This is a genomic window from Candidatus Omnitrophota bacterium, assembly GCA_028716165.1.
Taxonomy (GTDB): Bacteria; Omnitrophota; Gorgyraeia; order JABMRG01; family JABMRG01; genus JAQUQI01.
In genome coordinates this window covers 226,701-249,180 of record JAQUQI010000002.1, presented here as the reverse complement: position 1 = coordinate 249,180, position 22,480 = coordinate 226,701, and the positions used below count along the sequence as shown (strand labels likewise).

Genomic DNA, 22,480 nt, shown 5'->3' with positions numbered 1-22,480 from the left:
ACGCAGCGATAGCAGATTACGAGGAGATGATAGACGGATTATCAGAACAGTTTACGGCTTTAGGCGCTGTGAAGAATAATAAAGGCAACTATGAGGCGGCAGATATTGCCAGAGCTCAGCTTCTGAAAGCAAAATGGGGAGATTTGGCAGCGATAAAAGCCCTTACAGATCCTCAGGGTACATTAGACGCAGCGATAGCAGATTACGAGGAGATGATAGACGGATTATCAGAACAGTTTACGGCTTTAGGCGCTGTGAAGAATAATAAAGGCAACTATGAGGCGGCAGATATTGCCAGAGCTCAGCTTCTGAATGGAGGTTGGGGAGATATAAATGCGGTCAAGGAACTTCTAAACCCTGTTGCTACTTTAAACAAGGAAATAGAAAAATACGATGCGATGATGCGCGAGCTCAAACCGACTCTTGACAGACTTAGGTTACGGGCAGGCTACGCAAGAGACATAAGCGCTTACACAGATAGAGAAATTGCCATAGCCCAGCTTGTGGTATACCACAAATGGGATATCGATAAAGCCGAACTGCTCTTTGATCCGTTATCAAAACTCCAAGAAGAAATTGCAAAACAGAAGCAGAACCAAGAGATATTCATGAATACTATTAAGAATGAACTTGAGCTGATTGGGGCAAAGCTTGATGAGGATACTCGCAATTATAAAGAGAATGATATCGCCTGCGCGGCTCTGATGCATTTTTTTGGCTATACTGAAACCCAAGCTAAAGCGCTCCCAGATCAAATGGCTAAATATAACGAACTGGTTGATAAAGAAGCAAAACAGCTTGAAGAAGCGCTAGAGAAAATGGGTAAGGTAAAAGGCGGAAACGGAGAATACGATTCCTCTGATATCGTGCGCGCGCGATTCGTTATGGAAGGCTTAATGGACCCAGACGAGGCAAGCGCTTTAGATATAGATAAAATAAACTATGCTATGATAAAGGATAAGGCTGTAGAAAAAAATAAAGATGTGACAAAAGTATTAAAAACCTTCGGCCTATCATATGATGAAACAAAAAAGGTTTATTATATAGAAGAAACCACGGTAAACGGTAGTATCTCTACGGTCGCGGTTACTACTTATAAGCCTGAAACGCTGGATCGGATTGAAAAAAGTTATCATACGACAATTGACACGACGGACACCCTGGGTAATCCTATAACGGTTACAATAGACAAAAGCGGCAATGTTACTTCAATCGGCGACAAAAAACCTTCGGAGAGTGAAGAAACCGTAATAGGCAATGTGAAATTAGGTGACCAGGCAAGCCCCTTGACGCTTTACAAAAACGAAAATGGCGAATATCGCCTTAAAGTGGACACGATTTCCGGCCAAGATACGATAAGCGCCGCATTAACAGGAGACGGCTCTTTTCAATTGTTAGCCAATACTAAAGAATTTGAAATAGACGGCAAAAAAGGAGAGCTTGTCGGCGGTATCAAATTCACTGTTTTAAATAATGGAGACATACAGCTCCAGTCAGGCTTTATCCGCGTAGATAACACTATAAAGCTTATTTTAAATGGTAAGATTGAGGAAAAGAGGAACATTGCGGATGGTGAACAGCCTACTGTAGCGGAAGCCACCATAAATGCGTTTTATAATATAATTGAAACTATTCAAGACGACGTAATCAAGTCATTAAACTCTGACATCCGAGAAGGCGATATTTTCTCAAAAATATTCATTACTTATGACAGCGATAAGGGTGAGTATAAAGTACAAACTGATTGGGATACTCTCGGGTTGTTTGTATCGCAGGATATTGCGTCATTGACGGACCTGATTACAGAGCATATTATGCCTCAGGAAGAACTTGCGGACTTAACCGTCCAATGCATCCAACCGGCGAAGACTATAACCGATGCGAAAAAGGCGTATGAAGAAAAGAAGAGAAGCCTTTACGAGGAATGGCAGGAGACTTTAACACTGCACAATAATGTTGAAACCGCGTTAACTGACTTATCCGGTCAGGGCATAGACAGCTATGGCGCTCCTTATAAGGTACCAAAATTTATAGATGTCAAATCTTTTGTTGATAAAAACGTGTATGATAATTATAAAACAAACTATGATAATTTGAATATAGAAATAGGAGAGTACACGGTATTGTACGAACGGCTTTATTATTCTCAAATAACGAATAGTTCTGGTGTATTTCTAGAAGACGCATGGGATAGCCTAAAAGGCGCCAGTTCTACGGCGCAGAAAGACTTAGATGAGGCTATTGATAGTAAAATCTCATCAATAAGAACATCAAACTTAAATAATGTAGAAGAGGCTCAGACGATAATAGATGGATATTTGTCTACTAAGCAACACTCGACAGATGAAACTCAAATTTCTAATGCTTATACGAGTTATCTAAAAGGGATCGGGAGCGGCGTGGAAAATCTTAAGAGAGCACTTTCTAGAGCTGGCATTAGTGTTCCAGAATACACTTCCGGCGGTGTAACGGTGGGAATAGATGAGTCCATAGATTTGACAATTATCAATGGTTGGATTAATAATCTAATAACCGCGCGTGGAAATCTTACGGATGCCGAAACTGCGGCTGTAAAAGGTGCTGGTGGTGAAAAAACAAGATTAGAAGCAGAGCTTAGCAAGCTCACTGGGGCATTGGATACTTATTATTATAATGTAGACATAAATACTCCTGATAATTGGGTACTTCAATCTAAATATAATGGGTTAGAAGCAGAGATAGAATTAGAAAAGCAAAATTTACCGACAACAGAAATAACAAAAACAAGAATCAATTATTCATCATACAAAAGCAGTTTAGAATCTTCTCTCGGTATAGAAGGTTTGAAAACAGCGTGGGATGCCGCTGTTGTTGCTGAAGCTATAGCGTTAACGGCTCTAAACACTGCTAATGATAAAGTGAAAACACTTGAATATGAAAAAGGATCCCTTGAAACTCAGGTTACTAATGCAAAGACAACAGTTAGGAGTAGTGCTTTTGCAACGCATTTGCAAGATATTCTAACACCATTGTATACTGAAAGAAGGGGCCTTCAAGCAGAACTACAAAAGCTAAGAACTGATAAGGTAAGCCTCTTGAGCGATATAAATAGCATGTCTGGGATAGCCGGAAAGAATATGGAGAGTTTAGAAAGTGAATTAAAAACTAAAAAGGACAAAAGAGATGAGTATAATAAACTTAGCAATGCATATTTCGCAGCAGGGACAAATGACAGCAAAAAAGCTTATGAATTAACTTATGTATTTCCTAAAGAGGCGGATTTTGCCAAAATCAAAACACGAATTACAATGAATGAAGGATATCGGGACGATCCAAAAAATAAAGCCATAAAGGATACATTCCAAAATAATATAACTACAGCCCAGCAAGACTTAGTTAACCTGACGCATGAAAAAAACAGATTGCAGACACAATATGGCATTGATCAAGCAAAAATCAAGCAGTCCAACATTAAAAGTGCAATGGAAAAAATTCTTCCGAATCAAGCAGCATATACTGCTTTGGTATCAGATATAGCTGATTTGGAAACCAAGATATCGAGTCTTAATGCTCTTTCATTAAAGGAAAAAGAATTACAACGTGTAGAAGAACAGATTGGCATAAAAGACGAACGGGTAAAACAGATTGATAAGGATGTTAAATACTATGAATCTGAGTCGTATCGAAATGAATATTATGGCTCTTATTCGTACAGCGGTAATGAAAAGATCGCCGGCTTAGAAAATGATCTAAGAATAAAAACCGGTAATCTGTTAACGGCAGAAGGTGAGGCTAGTACAGCCAATAGTTCATGGGAAAATGCTAAAGCAGCTACTGGTACAGCGAAGGCTGCGTACGACACTGCCGTAGGAAAGATTTTAAGCGAAGCAGCATATAATGCCAACCCCCAATATAAAACAATTACAACCCAAAAGAATAAAATGACTGAGACAGATGAAGGGAAGCTAAAGGGCTATATTAGCCAACTTGAAACTTGGAAAAATATGACCTTTGAAGACTTTAAAGCTGATTATCTGAAACAAGACGTGAGTCTTAATGGATTAAAAACTGATTTCATAAGGGATAATGGAATGGACCCTGATGCGGCGAAGCAAAGGATTTTTGAGATTACTGGGCACAATTATGGCTCTTCATTAGGCCCTGATGAGCAATATGCGTCGGGAAGCGAATTGGGAAGCTTGTATGCTACAATTATTCTAAATGACGCGACGTGCAAAGACATCAGAAAAAATATTGAAACTTTGACTACGAATATTACTAATGCGTCCCAAGTTATTTTTGCCAAGGCTGATGCAATACGCGTGAAATACGACAATCCCTTAACCGGTTATACTACATTCAAAAAAGAGTATGGCGATCCGCTCGGGTCAGGCGTAATGAGCTCGTTCTTGGAAGAAAATAATTTTACTTCATTAGAACAAGCAAACACTCGCTTGGTTGATTTAATTGGTTACACATTAGACGAAGTTTGTAGTCCACAAGAAAAATATATTACAGCTACAAAGGAAAGCAAAATTGGCAAAGTTGAGGCCCAAATAGAAGTTTATAATGCCTTAAAAGATGTTACGAAGATGCCAAATAATATTGGCATAATTGGCGACATTCCACAAAACATTGCTACCTTACGCCAGAATGTTGTAAAAGCCAAAGAAGCGTTTGCTCCATTTGATTGCGAAGAAGGCTTTAAGTTATTCGCGAAAGATTTTATTAATAAAGATACACGTATTAAAGACAAAGTTAGTACTATAAAAGAGTGTATTTACAATTATAGTATAGCCCACGACAACGTAACGAATGCCTTAACAGCTTACAGCAATTCTTTCACAGCAGAAGAAACCGGCAAGATTGTCGTGGCTAAAAAAGCGCATGACGATTTGACTCTTGACAATTATGAGCCTATTTATTATAGAGAGCACGGTATAGAACGCTTCAGGATTGTGCCCGCTTCAATTGCCGGAGGTAAAGCAGGTATGTACCCAATGGCCCTTGGAGTATTGTTGACAAATCTAGCATTAAATGATGGAGGCGAAAATGTAATTACAGGTTTATACGAGATTGCGATTAATCAGGGCTGGATTAAGCAAGGCGGGCATTTGATAGATATGGATTCTGACATTGTCCAAGGCATACTTAATGGCACATACGATGTGCCGGGGTTAAGCGAAGAAGGTATGGGCGTGATTGGAAAAGTGACTGAAGCGTATAGAGTAAGTAATCAAAAACAAATAGACGATTTGACTCGTGAGATTACACGAGACACAAATGAGCTTCAAGCTTTGATGCAAGAAGAACAATTAAATACCTCACATGATATCTCCTCCAATCCATATGCTGTGGCCGAAATCCAAGCAATAGGGGCGGGGATTCCAAAAAAGACAAACGAGCTGGACCAGATGATATTTAACCTGAATAATAGGCAATTTGGATTTGCATCAGATAAGAGCCTTAACTATGGATTAAGATATGAATACGTCAGGCCTAATGGAGCAAATGCCACCCAGTTGTTTGATGATGTTTCGTGGAGTTTTACTCTTGCAGGATCTCTCACTTCTGCTGACGCCGAAATTTTCTCCAGCTTGCTTGGATATGGACTGCCGTCGGCCGGCACACTTTACGATGGCATGCCAATCGTTCTTACTATGGGCGTTAACCATTCCTTTATAAACGCTGATAAAGTAGTGCCATACAGTTCTTTAACCAGTGAGCACAAGGCGAGAGTTGATACCTCTATACAGGACATAACTCATCAAACAGGGTTACATCCAGATAATGTCAATTGGACATGGTATTCCAATTTAGGCCAAAACGACAACCTTAGTTTTACTGCCAGTTCAAAAACAACATCTGTCACCGCCAGTGTAGGCTATAACGGAATTAATAGCTATACACATATTAAAAATGGCGCATTAGAAGGCTTTATGGCTAGCGGTTCAGATGGCTGGGGCAAGCCTATAAAATTTGAATACACTTGGAAAAATGGGCATTATGTATCTTCTCTGGAATCAACTCCAAGAGGAAGTAATAGTGTCTTCGGGCCTGAGGATTACGATACCTTTTATTTTGATAATTCGCTTATAGGGTATGCCCAAAATAAAGTTAATTACTGGTATGGCAGTGAAATGATAACACAGACAGGTTATTTTAATCCTTCAAAGCTAAGCTATAATGCAGTTGATACTTTTAGCCCTACCGCTTTGTGGGTAAACAGAATCGGGAATTCTGTAAGATGGGTTGTGGACTCGTTGATCGTGACATTCGGCAATATTTTTACTTTAGGTTCGTGGGCAAAGTCAAGCGAATTAGGAAACTATGCGAGTATTGACACGCTCTATAGAAAAAACCAGGGCTGGGGGGGCTGGTATGGTAATGTTCTGGATATAGGCGAAATAGTGGTTGATATATTAACATGGGGATACCTCGGTAGTTTAGGTGCCGCCAAGCTCGCATTCATTAGCGCTAATGTATCCAGCGTTGTTTCGACTGCCGGCCGGTTTATAAAACCCTTAGTTACCTATTTAGGCACGATTCCTGCAGCAGCATATAATATGACTGTAGGCTTAGGTTTCATGACACATACTATGTCAAAAGCTATTAGCTTGGGCCTAAATCTTGCCGGTCTTGATCAGGATAGCGTAAGCAGAATGGGTCCGGGCTTTTTGAAGGATATACTTAATACGACGCATTATATGGGCAGTGGTTCGCCATATAGCAGTATACTAAATCATGTTGGCACGCCTGAAGGCCTGGCATTTATCGGCTTTTTCTCTCTTTTAGGCCCTGTCATGAATATGGGGGGCGCATGGATGCAAAGCAAAATTATAACCCCGCTCAAGAGTTCATTTAATACTTGGACAGGCAAGGCTGTTCAGTTTGTGAAATCGCATGCGCAATCGCTTACTTCAATTACCGCGATTAATGCTCTAATGGGGAGTGCAACTAATCCATTCCTTACACTTTTTTCCTTCGGTATTAAAAGCGCGGGATCATTCTTTTTAAAATATTCGTATGAGGGCATGAAATTTATAGGCAAGAACATTTTAAAATTCGGTAGTTTTGTCACAGGCAGCGCGGCCGATTCCTTTAAGAGTAAATTCTTCGCTTTTATCAGCAGAGGCCTTGGCGGGGTGTGTGAAGAGGCATTGGTTGAGCCTCTTTTGCAAACGATGTTTCTTTCAGGCTTGCCTGACAATACGCAGGAGTTTGTCGTTGAATTTTTAAGCATGGACGGCAACACGTCATACAATATGAATCCAAGCGCTTATATAAACGCTTTAAGCGGGGTTGACCAAGTATTGGGCGTGATCACCCAGTTTGCGGGTATCTCTGGCGCTGATAGAAATAGTATTATGAAGGCTCTTGGCAAGGAATTCGGCAAAATGAAATTAGGCCAAAATTTGACACGCGTTTTACATGCAACCGGCGTTTTATTGGATAACTATAAAGAAGTATTCGGCAATGCGACAGACGCACAAAGGATTCAGCTTGCGGGCTTGCTAGCGCAGACAAATTATTTCTTGAACAATTTACAACGAATAGACTCCCAGTCCGAGGCATTTAAATTAAACTTTTCTGAAATTTATGGAAACAACAGTTTCATGCAATATGCCGCTGATATGTATACGATAAACACGCAGGCAAAGATGAGTATGAAGCTGCTTAATTCACGCAGCTTGTTTAGCACTGCCCAGACCGTAAATCACGGCCATCTTCTAAACTTAAATGCGATTGGAGTATCAGCCGACGGTTTAAACGGTGTTATAAATAATCCGGTATTTAAAAATGAAGGTTTAAAAACCGTCTTCAACAATATAATACCCGATTTGGGCACTTTCCAAAAAGAGATTCAGCTCACGGGCAATGCTATTAACCTGACTGCAGAAAATATTAATACCGCTTTAAATTATTTCAGAGGGCATAGCGTTACGGCTAATACGTCTGAATACAATCAGTCTATGATGACACTTGTTCGCGCCCTCAATGTACCAAAATCAATGAATGAGCAGACTCAAACTGACGCGCGCAGTCTGTTAAAGGTAGAATTTAGTAAATTGGCAAATGATGGGCAGTTTTTGCCGTCTTTGACAAACCTATTTTTGATGGATGAAGTTTATAAAGTCCTTAGCGATAATTCTTTGGATAGCGAATTCCATCAATATTTGAAGCAGATAGCCATAAACGCTATGACGACCCCTGACATCAGCAATGGGTATAATCTTGATATTATCGCGCGCGTATTAATTGAATCAGACAATTTCTTTGATGCCAAATTTAGGAGCAATTTGGTTAATTATATAGATAAAACCATAAACAAAATTGATATTGGCCAACTGGGCGATGCTGGTTCCGTAAGCGTACTTAACGGCTTGCAGTATGTAATAAACACGGTTGATGACAATGCGATTCTTAAACATGCCGTTAGCAAGGTGACGGGCATTGCTCAAGCAGTAATTAGTAATGTTCAAATCACAGATTCGGAGAAGATCACCGCTTTAAGCCAGACATTAAGCGTATTACATGATGTTGAAATAAGCAAGATCGGCCTGGATAATAAGCAAATAGGCTTTATAACCCAGGTAAAAGTTAACGCGGCGGAGAAAATCTACAATATTATAACAAACATTTCCGCGGATAATCTTAGTGAAACCGATGTCACAGCCGTGATAAGCGGCCTTTATAGCATAAAAGATATGATGCCCCTTAAGAGTCAATATACTGATTTCAATGAAATGATCTTTGAAAAAACCTTGTCTTTATACAAACGATTAAACGAGTTTGTTTATGATCCTGCCAATAATAACCCGGATACGTTCGATACACTGATGGACGCGACAATGCGCGCCTCAAGCCTGTTAAGCTCTGCCATGCTTGGATTGAGCTTAAATCCAAACTATAATAAAAAAACGATTGACGATTCAAAAATCTTGATCCGCGACACCTATGCCAAATGGGCGGAGATTATTACTGAATCCAATCTCCTCGTCCGGGTTAAACAGGCCGCGCTTACGAATATGCTTGAGTCCGCGACCCAAATATCATGGAATATGGGCCAGGAGGGATGGCTGGAGTTTGTGCCTTCTGTTATGAGCGCGTTTGCCCAAAGTTTTGGCGCAGTATTTGATTCTTCTTCTATAGACAATACCGTTAGCGGTTTTGTGTCATTGTTTAATAATGCAGACTTTACCGTTGATTACAAGGCGGTGTTCGCGGCAGTGAACCTTATAAACAGGATGATTGATTTTAAGGTTTCCGACTCTATAGATAGCATAAAAAATGCTATGCCGAACATAGCAAAGGCTGTAAAGAGCCTATACAATTCAGAGTATAAAGGTAAATTAGATCCGATTGGCGCATCAGAAAGGATCCTGTTTAAAGATATAATTTTGAATCTTGAGGCAATAGTTGCCGTCTCCGGCCAGTCAGGCAAGTTAGAAAATCTCGGGCTGGATACAGTGAAGGCGGAACTTGCTTTAAGCATAATCAACGATATACGCTTGTCAACGAGGGCAGACCAGGCGCTTGCCGATAATATAGTAGCTGTCGTTAAACTGGTGCCGGCGCTTTCAGAAAAGGTCTTGTCGGCATTTCTCAATAACGGCGTAGCTGTGCCTAATGTTTCCAAGTTGGCATGGCTTGCGGGCCACTTAAGCTTGTCGGATATGCAGGTATGGCGGGCCATCGCGGGCACGATCAAGGCCGCGTCAAAAACAAACACGCCGTTTAGTATGCTTAAGACGGCCGTGGATGGAGATTACGAAAAGCTTCAGGAAATGAAGGATAATTTGCAAATGTACGCTCAACTTGGAGCGGACAAAAAGAGCGCGGTGGCCAGGTTCTTAAAGGCGTCTCCTTTCAGCATAACATCCAAAGATGAAGAAGAGATAAAAGCAAAAAGGGATTTATTGGTTAAATGGTTGGAAGATAATTATAAGGAAATTCGCGATATTTCAAAGAAAATAGACGCGTTAGTAAAAGATGGTATTATTAAAGATGGTATTATTGATGATAATATTATAAAAGATATTGAGCGTAAAATTAATAACTTTAAAAAAATCCATGGTTTTGCGGCAGAGGCAGATAGGATGAGCAAGGGATTTGAAGTGTTAAAAAAATGTTTAGAAGACAACAAGGGTCATGGCATTGATTATCTTAACAGAGTGTTAAAAGCATCGGAGGATGGCGTTAACAAAATAGACGAGCTCTTGAAAAATACTGCAGACCCCGCCGAGCAGGCTAAATTGAGCAATGGCCGCCTTGAATTAATCAATAAAATCGGTGTTTACCAGGAAAATAAAGATAAGCTGGAGGGATTACAGTTAGCCTTAAAGCCTACGGTGGCTTCAATAGCCAAGAGTGGTCTTATACGTCTTGACAGTATGGGCAGGGCAATTGATTCCAAGGATGCTTTGGCATTGTCTTTGGCTGTTTCTCAATTTCTTGCTATTGAAGATCCCGCTAAAAAATGGCCGGCCCAGCAAGAATTTATATTCGGCCTCTGGGAAGGCAAATTCTCCAGTCTTGGCATGAGCGGCGGCAAGACCCTTGCCTTTGCTGTTGAGATGGCGGCCAAGAGCCTGGTATTAGGCAATGATTTTCGCGCCATGTTTATACTTGAAAGCGAAGAGGCCATTAAAAAATATCTTAGCAAGTCGGCGCAAGGCCTTAATGAAAGCCCCCTTGGCGTTTTAAATGCCTTTGGTTTAAAACTTAAAAGCGGCGATGAATATATGGAGAAAATGAAATCGCTTGATGTTGGCACTCATGATGACGCGCTGAATAAGTTTATATCGGATTTAAAAGATCCTCACGTCATAATTGCTATGAGCAGGACTGCAAGGGGCCATTTGCAGACCATGCTATCATCCATGGGCTATGAGGGCCTAAGAAGTGCTGTAGAAGCCACAAACCTTTTAAGGATAGATGAGTTTGACAGTGTGATAAAGATAAGAGAGACATACAATGTGTCTGAACAAAGCGACGATAAGGTCTCAGAAGAACGCGTGAACAAGATAAAAGCTCTTTTAAATATTATCACTACGGCTCTGTCAAAAGCAGGCTATACTACCAAGGATGGTAAAGAGATAAAGATAGCAGAATTGACTAAATTGGACGATTTTCGAAAGCATAATGGTGATCACGATATGTACATGTATTATAACAAGGATACAGGCAAGATATTCTTAAATATAGCCGCATTGGCCGCGCTCACTGAACTGGGCTATAAGGAATCGGAGATACAGTCTGTCATACTTGCCATAAAACATGTCAAGGACGAAAATTACTTTATTGACGCCAAAAACCAGAAGATAGGCCCTGTTTCAACAGGCACGGCAAGTCCGGGAAGCGTATTTCAGGATATTAATTATGTAATAGCGCTTGCCTGGAAAGAAGGAGAAGGCAAGCTGGTAGATCCTAAAGGTCTTACCGTCAGCCGTACCAGTATGCAGTCAACACTTCGCGAGATATTCAGGATGCACCGTGATGCCGATATGGCCGGCGGTTCCGGAACCTATACTGAAATAGTGGCCATACTTGGCCCTTTGACAGGCCTTGAATTTGATTATGAGCGTATGGATAACCCTAAGTTTGAAAAGTTAGGATTCCAATTTGTAAAAGAATTATCCGAAGTGAAGGACATGATTAGTAATGCTATTATGGATTTTGATGCAAAGGAAATAGTAGGTATGCCTAAGGTCCTGCATCTTCTTTCGCTTTATCAAACTGACAAAGAGTTGTTTGAATATATGTCCGCGGGCATATTGGAATCGCTTGTATCCCGCGGCGCCGTCCTGAATTATGCTCCTCAGGCGCAAATGGAGGGCCTGATAAAAACAGTCAAGGAAAAGCTGATTAATCGCCTGAAAGATCACAAGGATGATTATGCGAAGAAGCTAAAAGTTAAATTTACACAACTTCAAGAAGCGGCGATAAAGAATCATGAGTCAAAAGAATTGATAAAATTGCTGGAAGATTGCATCACATGGTTTGACGATATTGATAAGAATGCTGATAAAATCGCGGAATATATAATGGGCTCTGAATATAGTATTCTCGCAATGACTGAAAACACTAATGAGATCGCCGATAAAGCTCACCTGGGCCATATAGTATTTACCAACCAGGCGGGCATAGTCGGATTGAATTATGTCAAAGACATTGATATTCACATAGTAGCTGATTATCTCGGAGAAGACCTGCTTAAGCAGGCTCTGCACAGGGTTTTTCGCAATCCGTTCACAGACCAGGCGGTAAGGGTCGTATATATGAATGAAGGTATAGTTAAAGAACGCCTTGCATACGCGGCTAAACATATTGATATAATAAGCAATATATTAGGCTGTGATAAATACGATACGCAGGCGCAAATACTATTGGAAGTTTTCAAAGCAGGGAAATTTGATAATTTTGACAAACTTAAGGGAGAGGCAATGCTTGAAGCCGCTCAATTCGCTTTCAAGGTCAAGAGCGCTATGGAGGTTTCCGCGACCAATTACTTTATCATAGCTGATATAGCCCAGGGTTATTTAAAAGAGGGCCTGAAAGATTTATTGCTTACATACAAACCAGGCACAAAAGAAGGAGATATTATAGATAAAGAGTTCCGCAAGCTTTTGGAGATAGACCCTGCTGACGCGTTGGTCAACTTGAGATACAGTCCTGAAGCTGATGCCGGCGAAATCCTGAAAAATATATTTACCAAAAATTCCGAGATTGCCAGGCAGGTGCTTCAGAACATAATACAAGAATTAGAGAAAGTAAAAACTGATACGGCACAGAACGCGATTAATGATTTGAAGGTAAAACTTGACGAATACAATCAGGATATTTATACTTCCGAGCAGGGGCCTATGTCATTAATTGACGCTCAAAGCTGGAAGGACATCTATCTTACAAGCAGGAGGCTTGTGGATTATATGCTCGCCGATACTGCCGGTGCTGTATATTCCAAAATCCTGATAGAAGCTGGCAAGATCAATCAGCATGGCCAGGATGCTTTGGCCAAAATACCCAATGCCCCGCAGACGGATGACTTGCAAAGCGGCACTCTAACAGTTGACGCGGCCAAGACATTGCTGTCATCCGAAGGAGAAAACGATGAACCCGGAATGCCTCAATCCGAAGTAGACGAATTTATAAAGTTTTTAACCGCTAATAACATGATCTCAAATGATAGGCTTACCCCAAGCGGTATGATATTATTTAATATAGCAAATACCATAAAGAACCGTTTCTTTGGTTTAAAGCCCGAGGATCCTGACAGGCAGGCATTGGCCGGGCTTTTGCTTGATGACAGTAAGAAACAAGGCGCCGGCATACTTGATATTGTGCTGGCTATTGCCAACCGCGCTGGTATGATATCCAGGCTTACGGGTTTTGACCTTGAAAACCTTATATTAATAGCCCGCGAGGTTTCCGCCATTCAGAGCGTGTTTACGGATTTCAAACTTGAGATTAGCGACCTTGCTGTCATAGTAACATGTACTCACGGCGCGAGCGCTCTATTAATAAGCTCGGATGACCCCGAATACAGGCTTAACCATGCCAGGGATGCCATAAAGAACAGGCTTATTGAGCTTAACCAAAAGGGCATAATAAAGCACGACTTCTTTAATAATATCACGGCCGGCAGAGATAAACTCTTATCTGCGATAGATAGCTTAAACTTTAGTGATGAAGTAAAAATAGCCCTTGAATGCGTGTTTTTACCTGATATCGGCAAAGCAATGGATGAAATTCGTTCCCAGGCAGTAGCTGGTTATAAGCCGGGCATTAAAGACCTTGAAAAAGCGGCCAGGCTGATGGTAGACTTTTATTCTCAAAAAGATAATATCAATGATGCAGGCGCCTATGATAGTATGGGAATGGCTGACAAGGCGGAGGAATATATCAAAGCGTGGGCAAAGGCTGTGGGCAAGATCACGTTAACACCTACCGAAATAGAAGTGCTTGTAGCCATAGTCAAGAAACTTTTCCTTGCTGAAACAGGCGCCGCGCCTTTATCATATACTGATGTGCATGAGCTGGCTGAAGATGTATATTCTAAAGAAGGTCCGGCATTATCTACTAGACCTATCCCGATACCCAACAGCGAACTTGACCTTTACAGCGATTTTACAAAATCAGCCGGTAATGGCATCAAGCTCACTATTGACGAAAACGATAAGTTTGTTGTAGTCAAGGATGGAAGTGAAAAAGACGTGGAGCTGATAGAGCTTATAATGGCAGGCACAGAGGATGCCGTTAATATATTAAAGGAGCTTATAAAAGATAATCCTGACTTGCAGAAACTCTTTGATGCTATTATGCACGCGGCCAAATACGGCTCCGGCTATAGAGATGACAACAACCAGGGAGGAATTGTTATAAGGAGGGTCAATCGCAATGATATCGGCAGTATTGCCGACAAGGATGTAAACCTTAGGGTAACCTTTGAGGAAGAAGGCAATAGCCTAGCTACAATAGAGCTTTCAGATCAATGGGTCAGGACCATGTCAGGTATGATGTCACTTGATACATCAAAAGGCAAGAGAGCGGCATCATATCTTATATTTGAAACACTCATCCATGAGCTTTCGCATACGGACGATATATCCAAACCCTTCCAGCAGATTGCCGAGGAATTGCGCAATTATACTGCCATTGACTATAATCTTGAAAAGATATTATACAGTTTAGAGGAAAAAGAGATAGCTGATCTCAAGCAGGAAGTAAGCGGCCTTATAAGGAACGCGAGCCTGATGACAGGCAAGACTGGCCTGGCAGGCCATATCAGGGATTTCACGGATAAAGACGACGCAACCGGCAAGAGATCATTGATAACTGACTGGAAGCGGGTAGTTGAAAAGATTACAAATAGCATGGCTCAAAGAAGCAGTAACAATAACACAAGACCGCTTCCTTATGATATTGAAATTATAGAAGGTAATGAGTCTCTGCGCGCTGACATTGCTGATGCTATAGCAAAAGAGATGGCGGAAGAAACCCCGGACTTTGTAGGGCTCAAAGATAAAATATATAATCTTATAGCCAAATTCGCGTTAGAGAGCCGCGCGGCGGAACTTAATAATAATAAGAATATACTCCAAGCGATGAATATTAATATTGACGGTCTTATTGCAAAAACAAAAGGGAATTTGACGCCTGATGAAGTAGCGCAACTGGCAAATGAGATAGCGGGTATTGAGAAAATGCTTGATTCTGAACTATTAGCTTCGCTAACCAATAAAGCAGCGTCAGCCGCAATCCCGACAGCTAAGCAGGCGTCGGCAGGCATAGTAAGCGCGCAGGACGCCTTGGCAGGCTTTGACCCGCTTATTGCTTCACGGATAGCCGGCATTATAAAAGATAATAATGTTGACCTTGTTCTCTCGTCTAATAAGCCTCATGATGGTTTTGCCGGATTAGGCATAACCGAATTGGGCGAGAGGATTCAGATGCCTGTATTGCTTATTGAGGCATTAGGCCTGTTCGGCAGTAATGGCGCCGCAATACTATCTTCAATACTGGCTGGTATAGCCGCGGCAAGAGCGGGCAGTGATCCTTTTGGCGCGCAGGCTGATTATCTTGGCGTTACAATAAAGCAGGTCAAAAAGCTTTATGAAGATCTCGGCATAATAATGGGTAACCTTGATCTGGTAAAACAGCGGATAATAGATCCCAGCGAGAGACAGGAACTTGTTGCGGCACTGTCAAAAACCATTGATATCAATAAGCGAAAGGGCGAAACCATAGAGGCTCTGGAGAGGGATTTAAGCGATATAGAAGGCCTTCCCCAAGGCATTAGGAATGGATTTGTCAATCCTATATTTGACATAATGGTAATCAAGCCCAGGATGAGCCAGTTTGAAGTCAAGGGCGAATTGACGCAGGATATGGTGCTTGCCATATCAAAGCTGGTTATTGCCGCTATTGAAAAGCCTCAATATATGAACATAGCAACAGGCAATGCCTATGTGTTTGAAGCTAATACCGTAACCGAATCATTGGCAATAACATTAGGCGCTATCGTAAATAATCTGCCGCAGGAAGAACAGGATATGCTCAATATAAGTGTTTATGGCAATAACAGCCATGATGCCATAAAGCTATTAGGCGCCTACGGCGTAAAAGCCAAGGGCGTGGCCGGGCTTGAACCGGTAAATGCCGCTACAATTGTCTATTCGGATGCCGGTGAAATGGTGGATATTCGCGCGGAACATATAAGATATGTTGAGGTTGAGAAGGGCTTTGAGACGGCGGACAATATGGTTACGGCGGTCCAGGTTATCTTTGCTGTATTCCAGATGCCGTTTAGGCAGTTTGCCGAGAATTTGAGAAATGCGGGTATTGATATTGGTATTTCTGATGAGGAGATGCGTTATATGTTTGCCAATGCCGATTCTCTTGAAGGCGTGGTAAAGATAAAGCCTGTTGACAGAGAGACGATTGAGCGCATAGGCAATATGATAAAACAGGCAGTATAAAAAAGGAGAAAAATACGGTTATTGGGTCGGCCGGAGCGGCAGTATTAGATTCCTCGTCGCGCCTTCGGCGCTCCTCTGAATGACAAAGTGACCCGCCTGTCATCCAGAGCGGCGGAAGGCGAGGCAAGCGTCATACGCCTGTCATCCAGAGCGGCGGAAGGCGAGGTACGAGTCGTTAGCGAAGGATCTGGGAGTGACCCGTGCGTCATCCAGAGCGACAGAAGGCAAAGCACGCCTCGGTCGCGAAGGATCTGGGAGTGACCCGTGCGTCATCCAGAGCGGCGGAAGGCGAGGCAAGCGTCATACGCCTGTCATCCAGAGCGGCGGAAGGCGAGGCACGAGTCGTTAGCGAAGGATCTGGGAGTGAAGTCAGTATTAGATTCCTCGCTTCGCTCGGAATGACAGCGAAAATACTCGCAATGACAAGTAAAACAGTATAGAGTATTCACTTGAAATCTGATACAGGAAGGAGGTGAACTATGATAGACAAGCGTAAGTATCCAAGGATTGTCAGGGCGTTCATGTCATGGTTTAAGTTCATGCACCCTAACACTGTTCCACCGCTTCCAAAAGACTGGGACATTGTTACAGCCAGAGACCTTGGCGCGGGCGGCATGCTCTTTAATTATGACAGGCCTATACCTGTAGGAACCCAGATACAGCTTAAGATAGTATTTCCTTTCACAAAGGAGCCTATCAACTGCATAGGGACGGTAATACGCAATGAAAAGGTTGTCAGCACCAAATACCCGGCGCTTTATCATGTAGCGGCCGAATTCTCAACCATAGGAGAAGATAATAAGGCCGTGATTGACAAAGTAGCCAAAGAGGTGTATTCAGCCAAATGCCATCTCTCGTCAGTATGAAAAGCTGTGTCATGCGCATAAACCGGTATGGGTTTAAGAAACCCCGAAAAGCGTGGAGACGTTTACGCAGATACTGCGTGTTACGCGTCGGTATAATGACGCTTACGCAAGAGACTGCTTTACGTCTCCTGGCGGATTATCGTGATACTATATCTCTCAAGACTACGCGGTAAGTTAAAAATTTGTTTTAAGAAGCCCTAAAAAAAATCCGCAAAAAATCTTAAAAATTCCCGCAAAAAAAATTCTTGACAAAATTTCAGAATTTGCTATAATCCAATTCCTGAACAAAAAATAATCAATGTAATCGGATATGATGATGTGTATATTAAAATTTAGCACTCATCAATTGCGAGTGCTAACAATAGCCAAAAAAGCATAAGGAGGTGCAAAAATGGCAAAGATTCAACCATTAGGCGACAGGGTCCTTGTCCAGCCATTAGAGGCTGAAGAAAAGACAAAGGGTGGTATTATTTTACCTGATACCGCTAAAGAAAAACAGCAGGAAGGCAAAGTGATAGCAGTAGGAAAAGGCAAGACAGAGGATGGAAAACTTATCTCTCTGGAAGTAAAGGTCGGAGACAAGGTGCTTTATGGAAAATACTCTGGCACCGAGATAAAGATTGACGGCGAAGACATGCTTATCGTAAAGGAAGAAGATATTCTTGCTATAGTAAAATAGTGTTTAAAAACACGGCGGACCGGCTTTTTGCAAAAAACGCGGTTTGCGGAAAATTTTAAAGGAGGTTAAAAGAAATGGCAAAACAGATCATATACAGCGATGAGGCAAGGCGCAAATTACAGGCAGGCCTTGACAAGCTTGCCGACGCCGTAAAGGTCACTTTGGGCCCCAAAGGCAGAAACGTTGTCTTAGACAAGAAATTCGGTTCACCGACAATCACAAAAGACGGTGTTACGGTTGCCAAGGAAATAGAGCTTGAGGACCCGTATGAGAATATGGGCGCAGAGCTTGTAAAAGAGGTTGCTTCAAAGACGTCTGATATCGCCGGAGACGGCACTACAACGGCGACGATACTTGCCCAGTCTATTTACAGGGAAGGCTTAAAGAACGTCACGGCAGGCGCTAACCCCATGGCTTTAAAGCGCGGTATTGAAAAAGCGGTTGAAACCGTGGTGGGATTTTTGAATTCAATATCAAAGCCGGTTAAGGGCCATACCGAAATATCCCAGGTTGCCACAATATCGGCAAACGGCGATACAACTGTCGGTAACCTTATAGCTGATGCCATGGAAAAAGTTGGCAAAGACGGCGTTATTACTGTTGAAGAGGCAAAGTCAATGGCGACAACCCTTGATGTCGTGGAAGGTATGCAATTTGACCAGGGTTATCTATCGCCTTATTTTGTGACAGATGCTGAAAAAATGGAGGTCTCGCTGGAAGACCCGTATGTGCTTATACATGAAAAGAAGATATCTGTAATGAAAGATATGCTTCCTCTGCTTGAAAAGATAGCAAGGACCGGCAAACCTCTTCTTATTATAGCCGAAGACGTGGAAGGCGAGGCGCTGGCAACATTAGTTGTTAACAAACTTCGCGGCACTTTCATGTGCGCGGCAGTAAAAGCGCCCGGATACGGCGACAGAAGGAAAGCCATGCTTGAAGATATCGCTATACTTACAAACGGCAAGGCCATAACCGAAGACCTTGGCATCAAGCTTGAGAATATAACACTTGATGACCTCGGCAAGGCGAAGAGGGTGTCTATTGACAAAGAAAATACCACGATTGTTGAAGGCGCCGGAAAACAGGCTGACATCAAGGGAAGGATTAACCAGATAAAGCGCCAGATTGAGGAAACGGATTCCGATTATGACAAGGAAAAGCTCCAGGAGCGCCTTGCCAAAATAGCGGGCGGTGTGGCTGTTATCAATGTAGGCGCCGCGACTGAAACGGAAATGAAAGAAAAGAAAGCGCGCGTTGAGGATGCCTTGCACGCTACAAGGGCCGCCAGTGAAGAGGGTATTGTCGCGGGCGGAGGCGTTGCCTTGCTTCGTGCTATACCAAAGATTGAAGATCTCAAGCTTAAAGGCGATGAGAAGGTGGGCGCTAATATCGTGAAAAGAGCGCTGGAAGAGCCTATCAGAAAGATAGCCGAGAATGCCGGTGCAGAAGGTTCTGTTGTGGTAGAGAAAGTCAAAGGTGAAAAGCAAAATGTCGGATATGATGCTCAAAAAGGCGAGTATGTTGACATGGTAAGCTCGGGTATAATTGATCCTGCCAAGGTTACCAGGACAGCGCTTCAGAACGCGGCCAGCATATCGGCACTGCTTCTTACAACGGAAACCCTTATAACCGATATTCCGGAAAAAGATAAGCCCGCTATGCCGCCTATGCCGGGTGGAGGCATGGGAGGCGGGATGGGGATGATGTAATGTTTTCCAAGTCCCATCATATGCAAGATGGCAAAACAGCGGGGCGGCGTGATACGCGCCCCGCTGTTTTATTAAGGGCTTTTTGCCTGGCCTTTGCTGTTTTTCTTTTGCCCTCTGCCGCCTGTGCGGACATAGCCGATGATTTTGCAAAAAAAGGCCGGGAAAGCATGCGCAATAATGATTTCAGGCAGGCGATAACTTATTTTGAATATGCCCTGCAAAATGAACCGGCAAATGTCACGATTAAAAAAAATTTAAGCAATGCCTATCATAATATGGCCGCGGTATATGCCCGGCAGGGCCGCGACGAAGAGGCTATAGGGAACAGCCTGCGCGCTTTTAAACTAGCCCCTGATGATGAGTATATCAGAAAGCAGTTGTCAGCGCTTTATAATAATTTCGCGCTAAAGCTTGCCAATTCCAACGAATACGAATCAGCTCTTGACAATATCAGGCAGGGGCTAAAATATCTGCCGCTTGATGATGTATTAAAGAAAAACCTTTATGTTATATTGCTGAATTATTCCGGCTATCTTCAAAAAAATAAGCGCTATGACAAGGCCCTGGCCAGGGCGCTTGAGGCTGTTTCGCTTATGCCCAATGACGCCGCGGCTTGTATAGTTGCCGGTAATCTCTATTACAATCAGGACAAATTTGGCGATGCCCTGAAATATCTTAAACGCGCCCATACTCTTGACCCGCAAAACCCCGATATCAAAAAACGCGTGGAGGCGCTGGAAAGAGAGCGGCCGGTTGAGAGCGGATTCGGCACAAAGGCGAAGAGTTATTTCAAGATACGATTTGACAAAGATATCGGAGCTGAATACGCCGGCATTATATTAAATATTTTAAACGAGGCCAGAAAAGCCCTGCGCGATAAATATGGTTTATCCTCCGAAGAGATTATACCCGTGATCATATATGATGACGGCCAGTTTGAGCAGGCCACGGACCAGCCGAGCTGGACGCAGGGCCTTTATGACGGTAAGATACGCCTTAGGTATCAGGACATATCGCGTGATGATAAAAATTTAAAGCGTTTGCTGTTTCATGAATATTCTCATGCCGTCCTGTATCTAAATTTAGGCGCTGATGTACCGGTTTGGCTGAACGAGGGTTTCGCGCAGTTTAATGAGCCTGATTCCGCCATAACTGCCCAGGACAGGGTATTCCTCGCCGGGTATATGAAGGCCAACGGCCCCTTCAGCCTTGAGCTCATTGACGGTATGTTCTCATATAAAGATTCGCGCCAGGCCATTACCGCGGCATACCTTCAGTCAAGGATGTTTTTTTCTTACCTTTATGAAAAATACGGCCCGTATAAACTTAAAAGATTTTTTTATGAATTAAAGGTAATAAAGCCCTGGCAGAAGGCGTTTACCAAAGCCTATGCCAACAGCGTTGAAAGAATGGATTCAAACTTCAATAAATATCTCGCCTCTACGCTTAAAAATGAACGGCCGTAGAAAATTTTATGGCTTTAAATATATATTAAAATACGCGCCCAAAAACAAGCTTGACAAATATCATCCGTTTAGATATGATAACAAAACAATCAATAAATCAAGGAGTTTATAATGGGTGAATGGATTGGAAAAGACAGAAAAGCCCGGCGCTGTTATGGATTTGATGAGGTGGCTCTTGTGCCCGGTGATGTGACCGTAAACCCTAATGAAGTTGATACGACATGGATGCTGGGAAGGCTGAAATTCAAGGTGCCTATAATCGCGGCCGCCATGGACGGAGTCGTGGATGTCAACTTTGCAGTTGAATTCGGCAAGCTTGGCGGTTTTGCCGTGTTAAACCTTGAAGGTGTCCAGACCCGCTATGAAGACCCCTGCCAGGTTCTTGACAAGATAGCCAAGGCCAGCCCGCAGAAGGCGACTGAATTGGTTCAGTCATTATACACAAAGCCCATCAAAGAAGAGCTTATTGAAAAGAGGATATGTGAGATTAAGCGCGCCAATGTTCCCGCTGTTGTAAGTTCTATACCCCAGCGCGCCGAAAGATTCGGACAGATTGCCCAGTCAGCCGGGGCAGATATATTTATCGTCCAGTCAACCGTTACAACGGTAAAACACATCACAAAAGAATACAAGGTACTTGACTTCAGGAAATTCTGTTCAAAGCTGAAACTACCTGTTATCGTTGGAAATACCTGTAGTTATAAAACAGCCCTTGAACTGATGGATACGGGAATAGAAGGCCTGCTTGTTGGCATAGGCCCGGGCGCGGCATGCACTACACGAGGCGTGCTGGGTATCGGAGTGCCGCAAGTAACGGCTACGGCCGACTGCGCGGCGGCAAGAGATTGTTATTTTAAGCGCAAAAAAAGATACGTGGCAATCATTACCGATGGCGGCATGTCCAGGGGCGGGGAAATATGCAAGGCATTTGCCTCCGGTGCCGACGCGGTCATGGTCGGCTCTGCTTTTGCCAGGGCAAAAGAAGCGCCGGGCAGAGGTTATCACTGGGGCATGGCAACCCCGCATGCGAATCTTCCGCGCGGAACAAGGATACGGGTCGGAACTACAGGCACATTAAAAGAGATCTTATACGGCCCTGCAAGGCTTGATGACGGTTCACAGAACCTTATGGGCGCTCTTATGACATCTATGGGCAATCTTGGCGCGCGTAATATCAAAGAAATGAATGCTGTTGAGCTTATAATAGCCCCGTCCATACAGACAGAGGGTAAGGTATTTCAGAAAGCCCAGGGTATCGGTATGGGGACGTCAAGTTAATTATCTGGTGTCATTGCGA

The 22,480-nt window shown here is 42.8% G+C and carries 7 protein-coding genes; all 7 read left to right on the top strand.

From position 1 onward, the window contains the following. Positions 1–26: 26 nt before the first annotated feature. The 7 genes from PHV77_02585 to PHV77_02555 all read left to right on the top strand — a co-directional run bounded on the left by PHV77_02585 (position 27) and on the right by PHV77_02555 (position 22,461). On the top strand, positions 27–16,460 hold the full coding sequence (locus PHV77_02585) for a hypothetical protein (protein MDD5504185.1): 16,434 nt from the start codon (positions 27–29) through the stop codon (positions 16,458–16,460). Positions 16,461–16,660: 200 nt separating this feature from the next. Then, on the top strand, positions 16,661–16,900 hold the full coding sequence (locus PHV77_02580; GenBank protein MDD5504184.1) for a hypothetical protein: 240 nt from the start codon (positions 16,661–16,663) through the stop codon (positions 16,898–16,900). 39 nt (positions 16,901–16,939) lie between these two features. Further along, entirely contained in the window at positions 16,940–17,326 is a 387-nt protein-coding gene (locus tag PHV77_02575; GenBank protein ID MDD5504183.1) for a PilZ domain-containing protein, read from the top strand. Positions 17,327–17,717: 391 nt separating this feature from the next. Beyond that, a complete protein-coding gene (gene groES, locus PHV77_02570; GenBank protein MDD5504182.1) occupies positions 17,718–18,005 on the top strand; it encodes a co-chaperone GroES in 288 nt (95 codons plus the stop codon). 74 nt (positions 18,006–18,079) lie between these two features. Further along, complete coding sequence (groL, locus tag PHV77_02565; GenBank protein MDD5504181.1) at positions 18,080–19,717, top strand: chaperonin GroEL; 1,638 nt, start codon at positions 18,080–18,082, stop codon at positions 19,715–19,717. Further along, on the top strand, positions 19,717–21,183 hold the full coding sequence (locus tag PHV77_02560; GenBank protein ID MDD5504180.1) for a tetratricopeptide repeat protein: 1,467 nt from the start codon (positions 19,717–19,719) through the stop codon (positions 21,181–21,183). Before groL ends, PHV77_02560 begins: the two co-directional genes overlap by 1 nt. A 111-nt stretch (positions 21,184–21,294) precedes the next feature. Then, positions 21,295–22,461, top strand: a complete 1,167-nt coding sequence (locus tag PHV77_02555; GenBank protein ID MDD5504179.1) for a GuaB3 family IMP dehydrogenase-related protein — start codon at positions 21,295–21,297, stop codon at positions 22,459–22,461. The last annotated feature ends 19 nt before the right edge of the window (positions 22,462–22,480 follow it).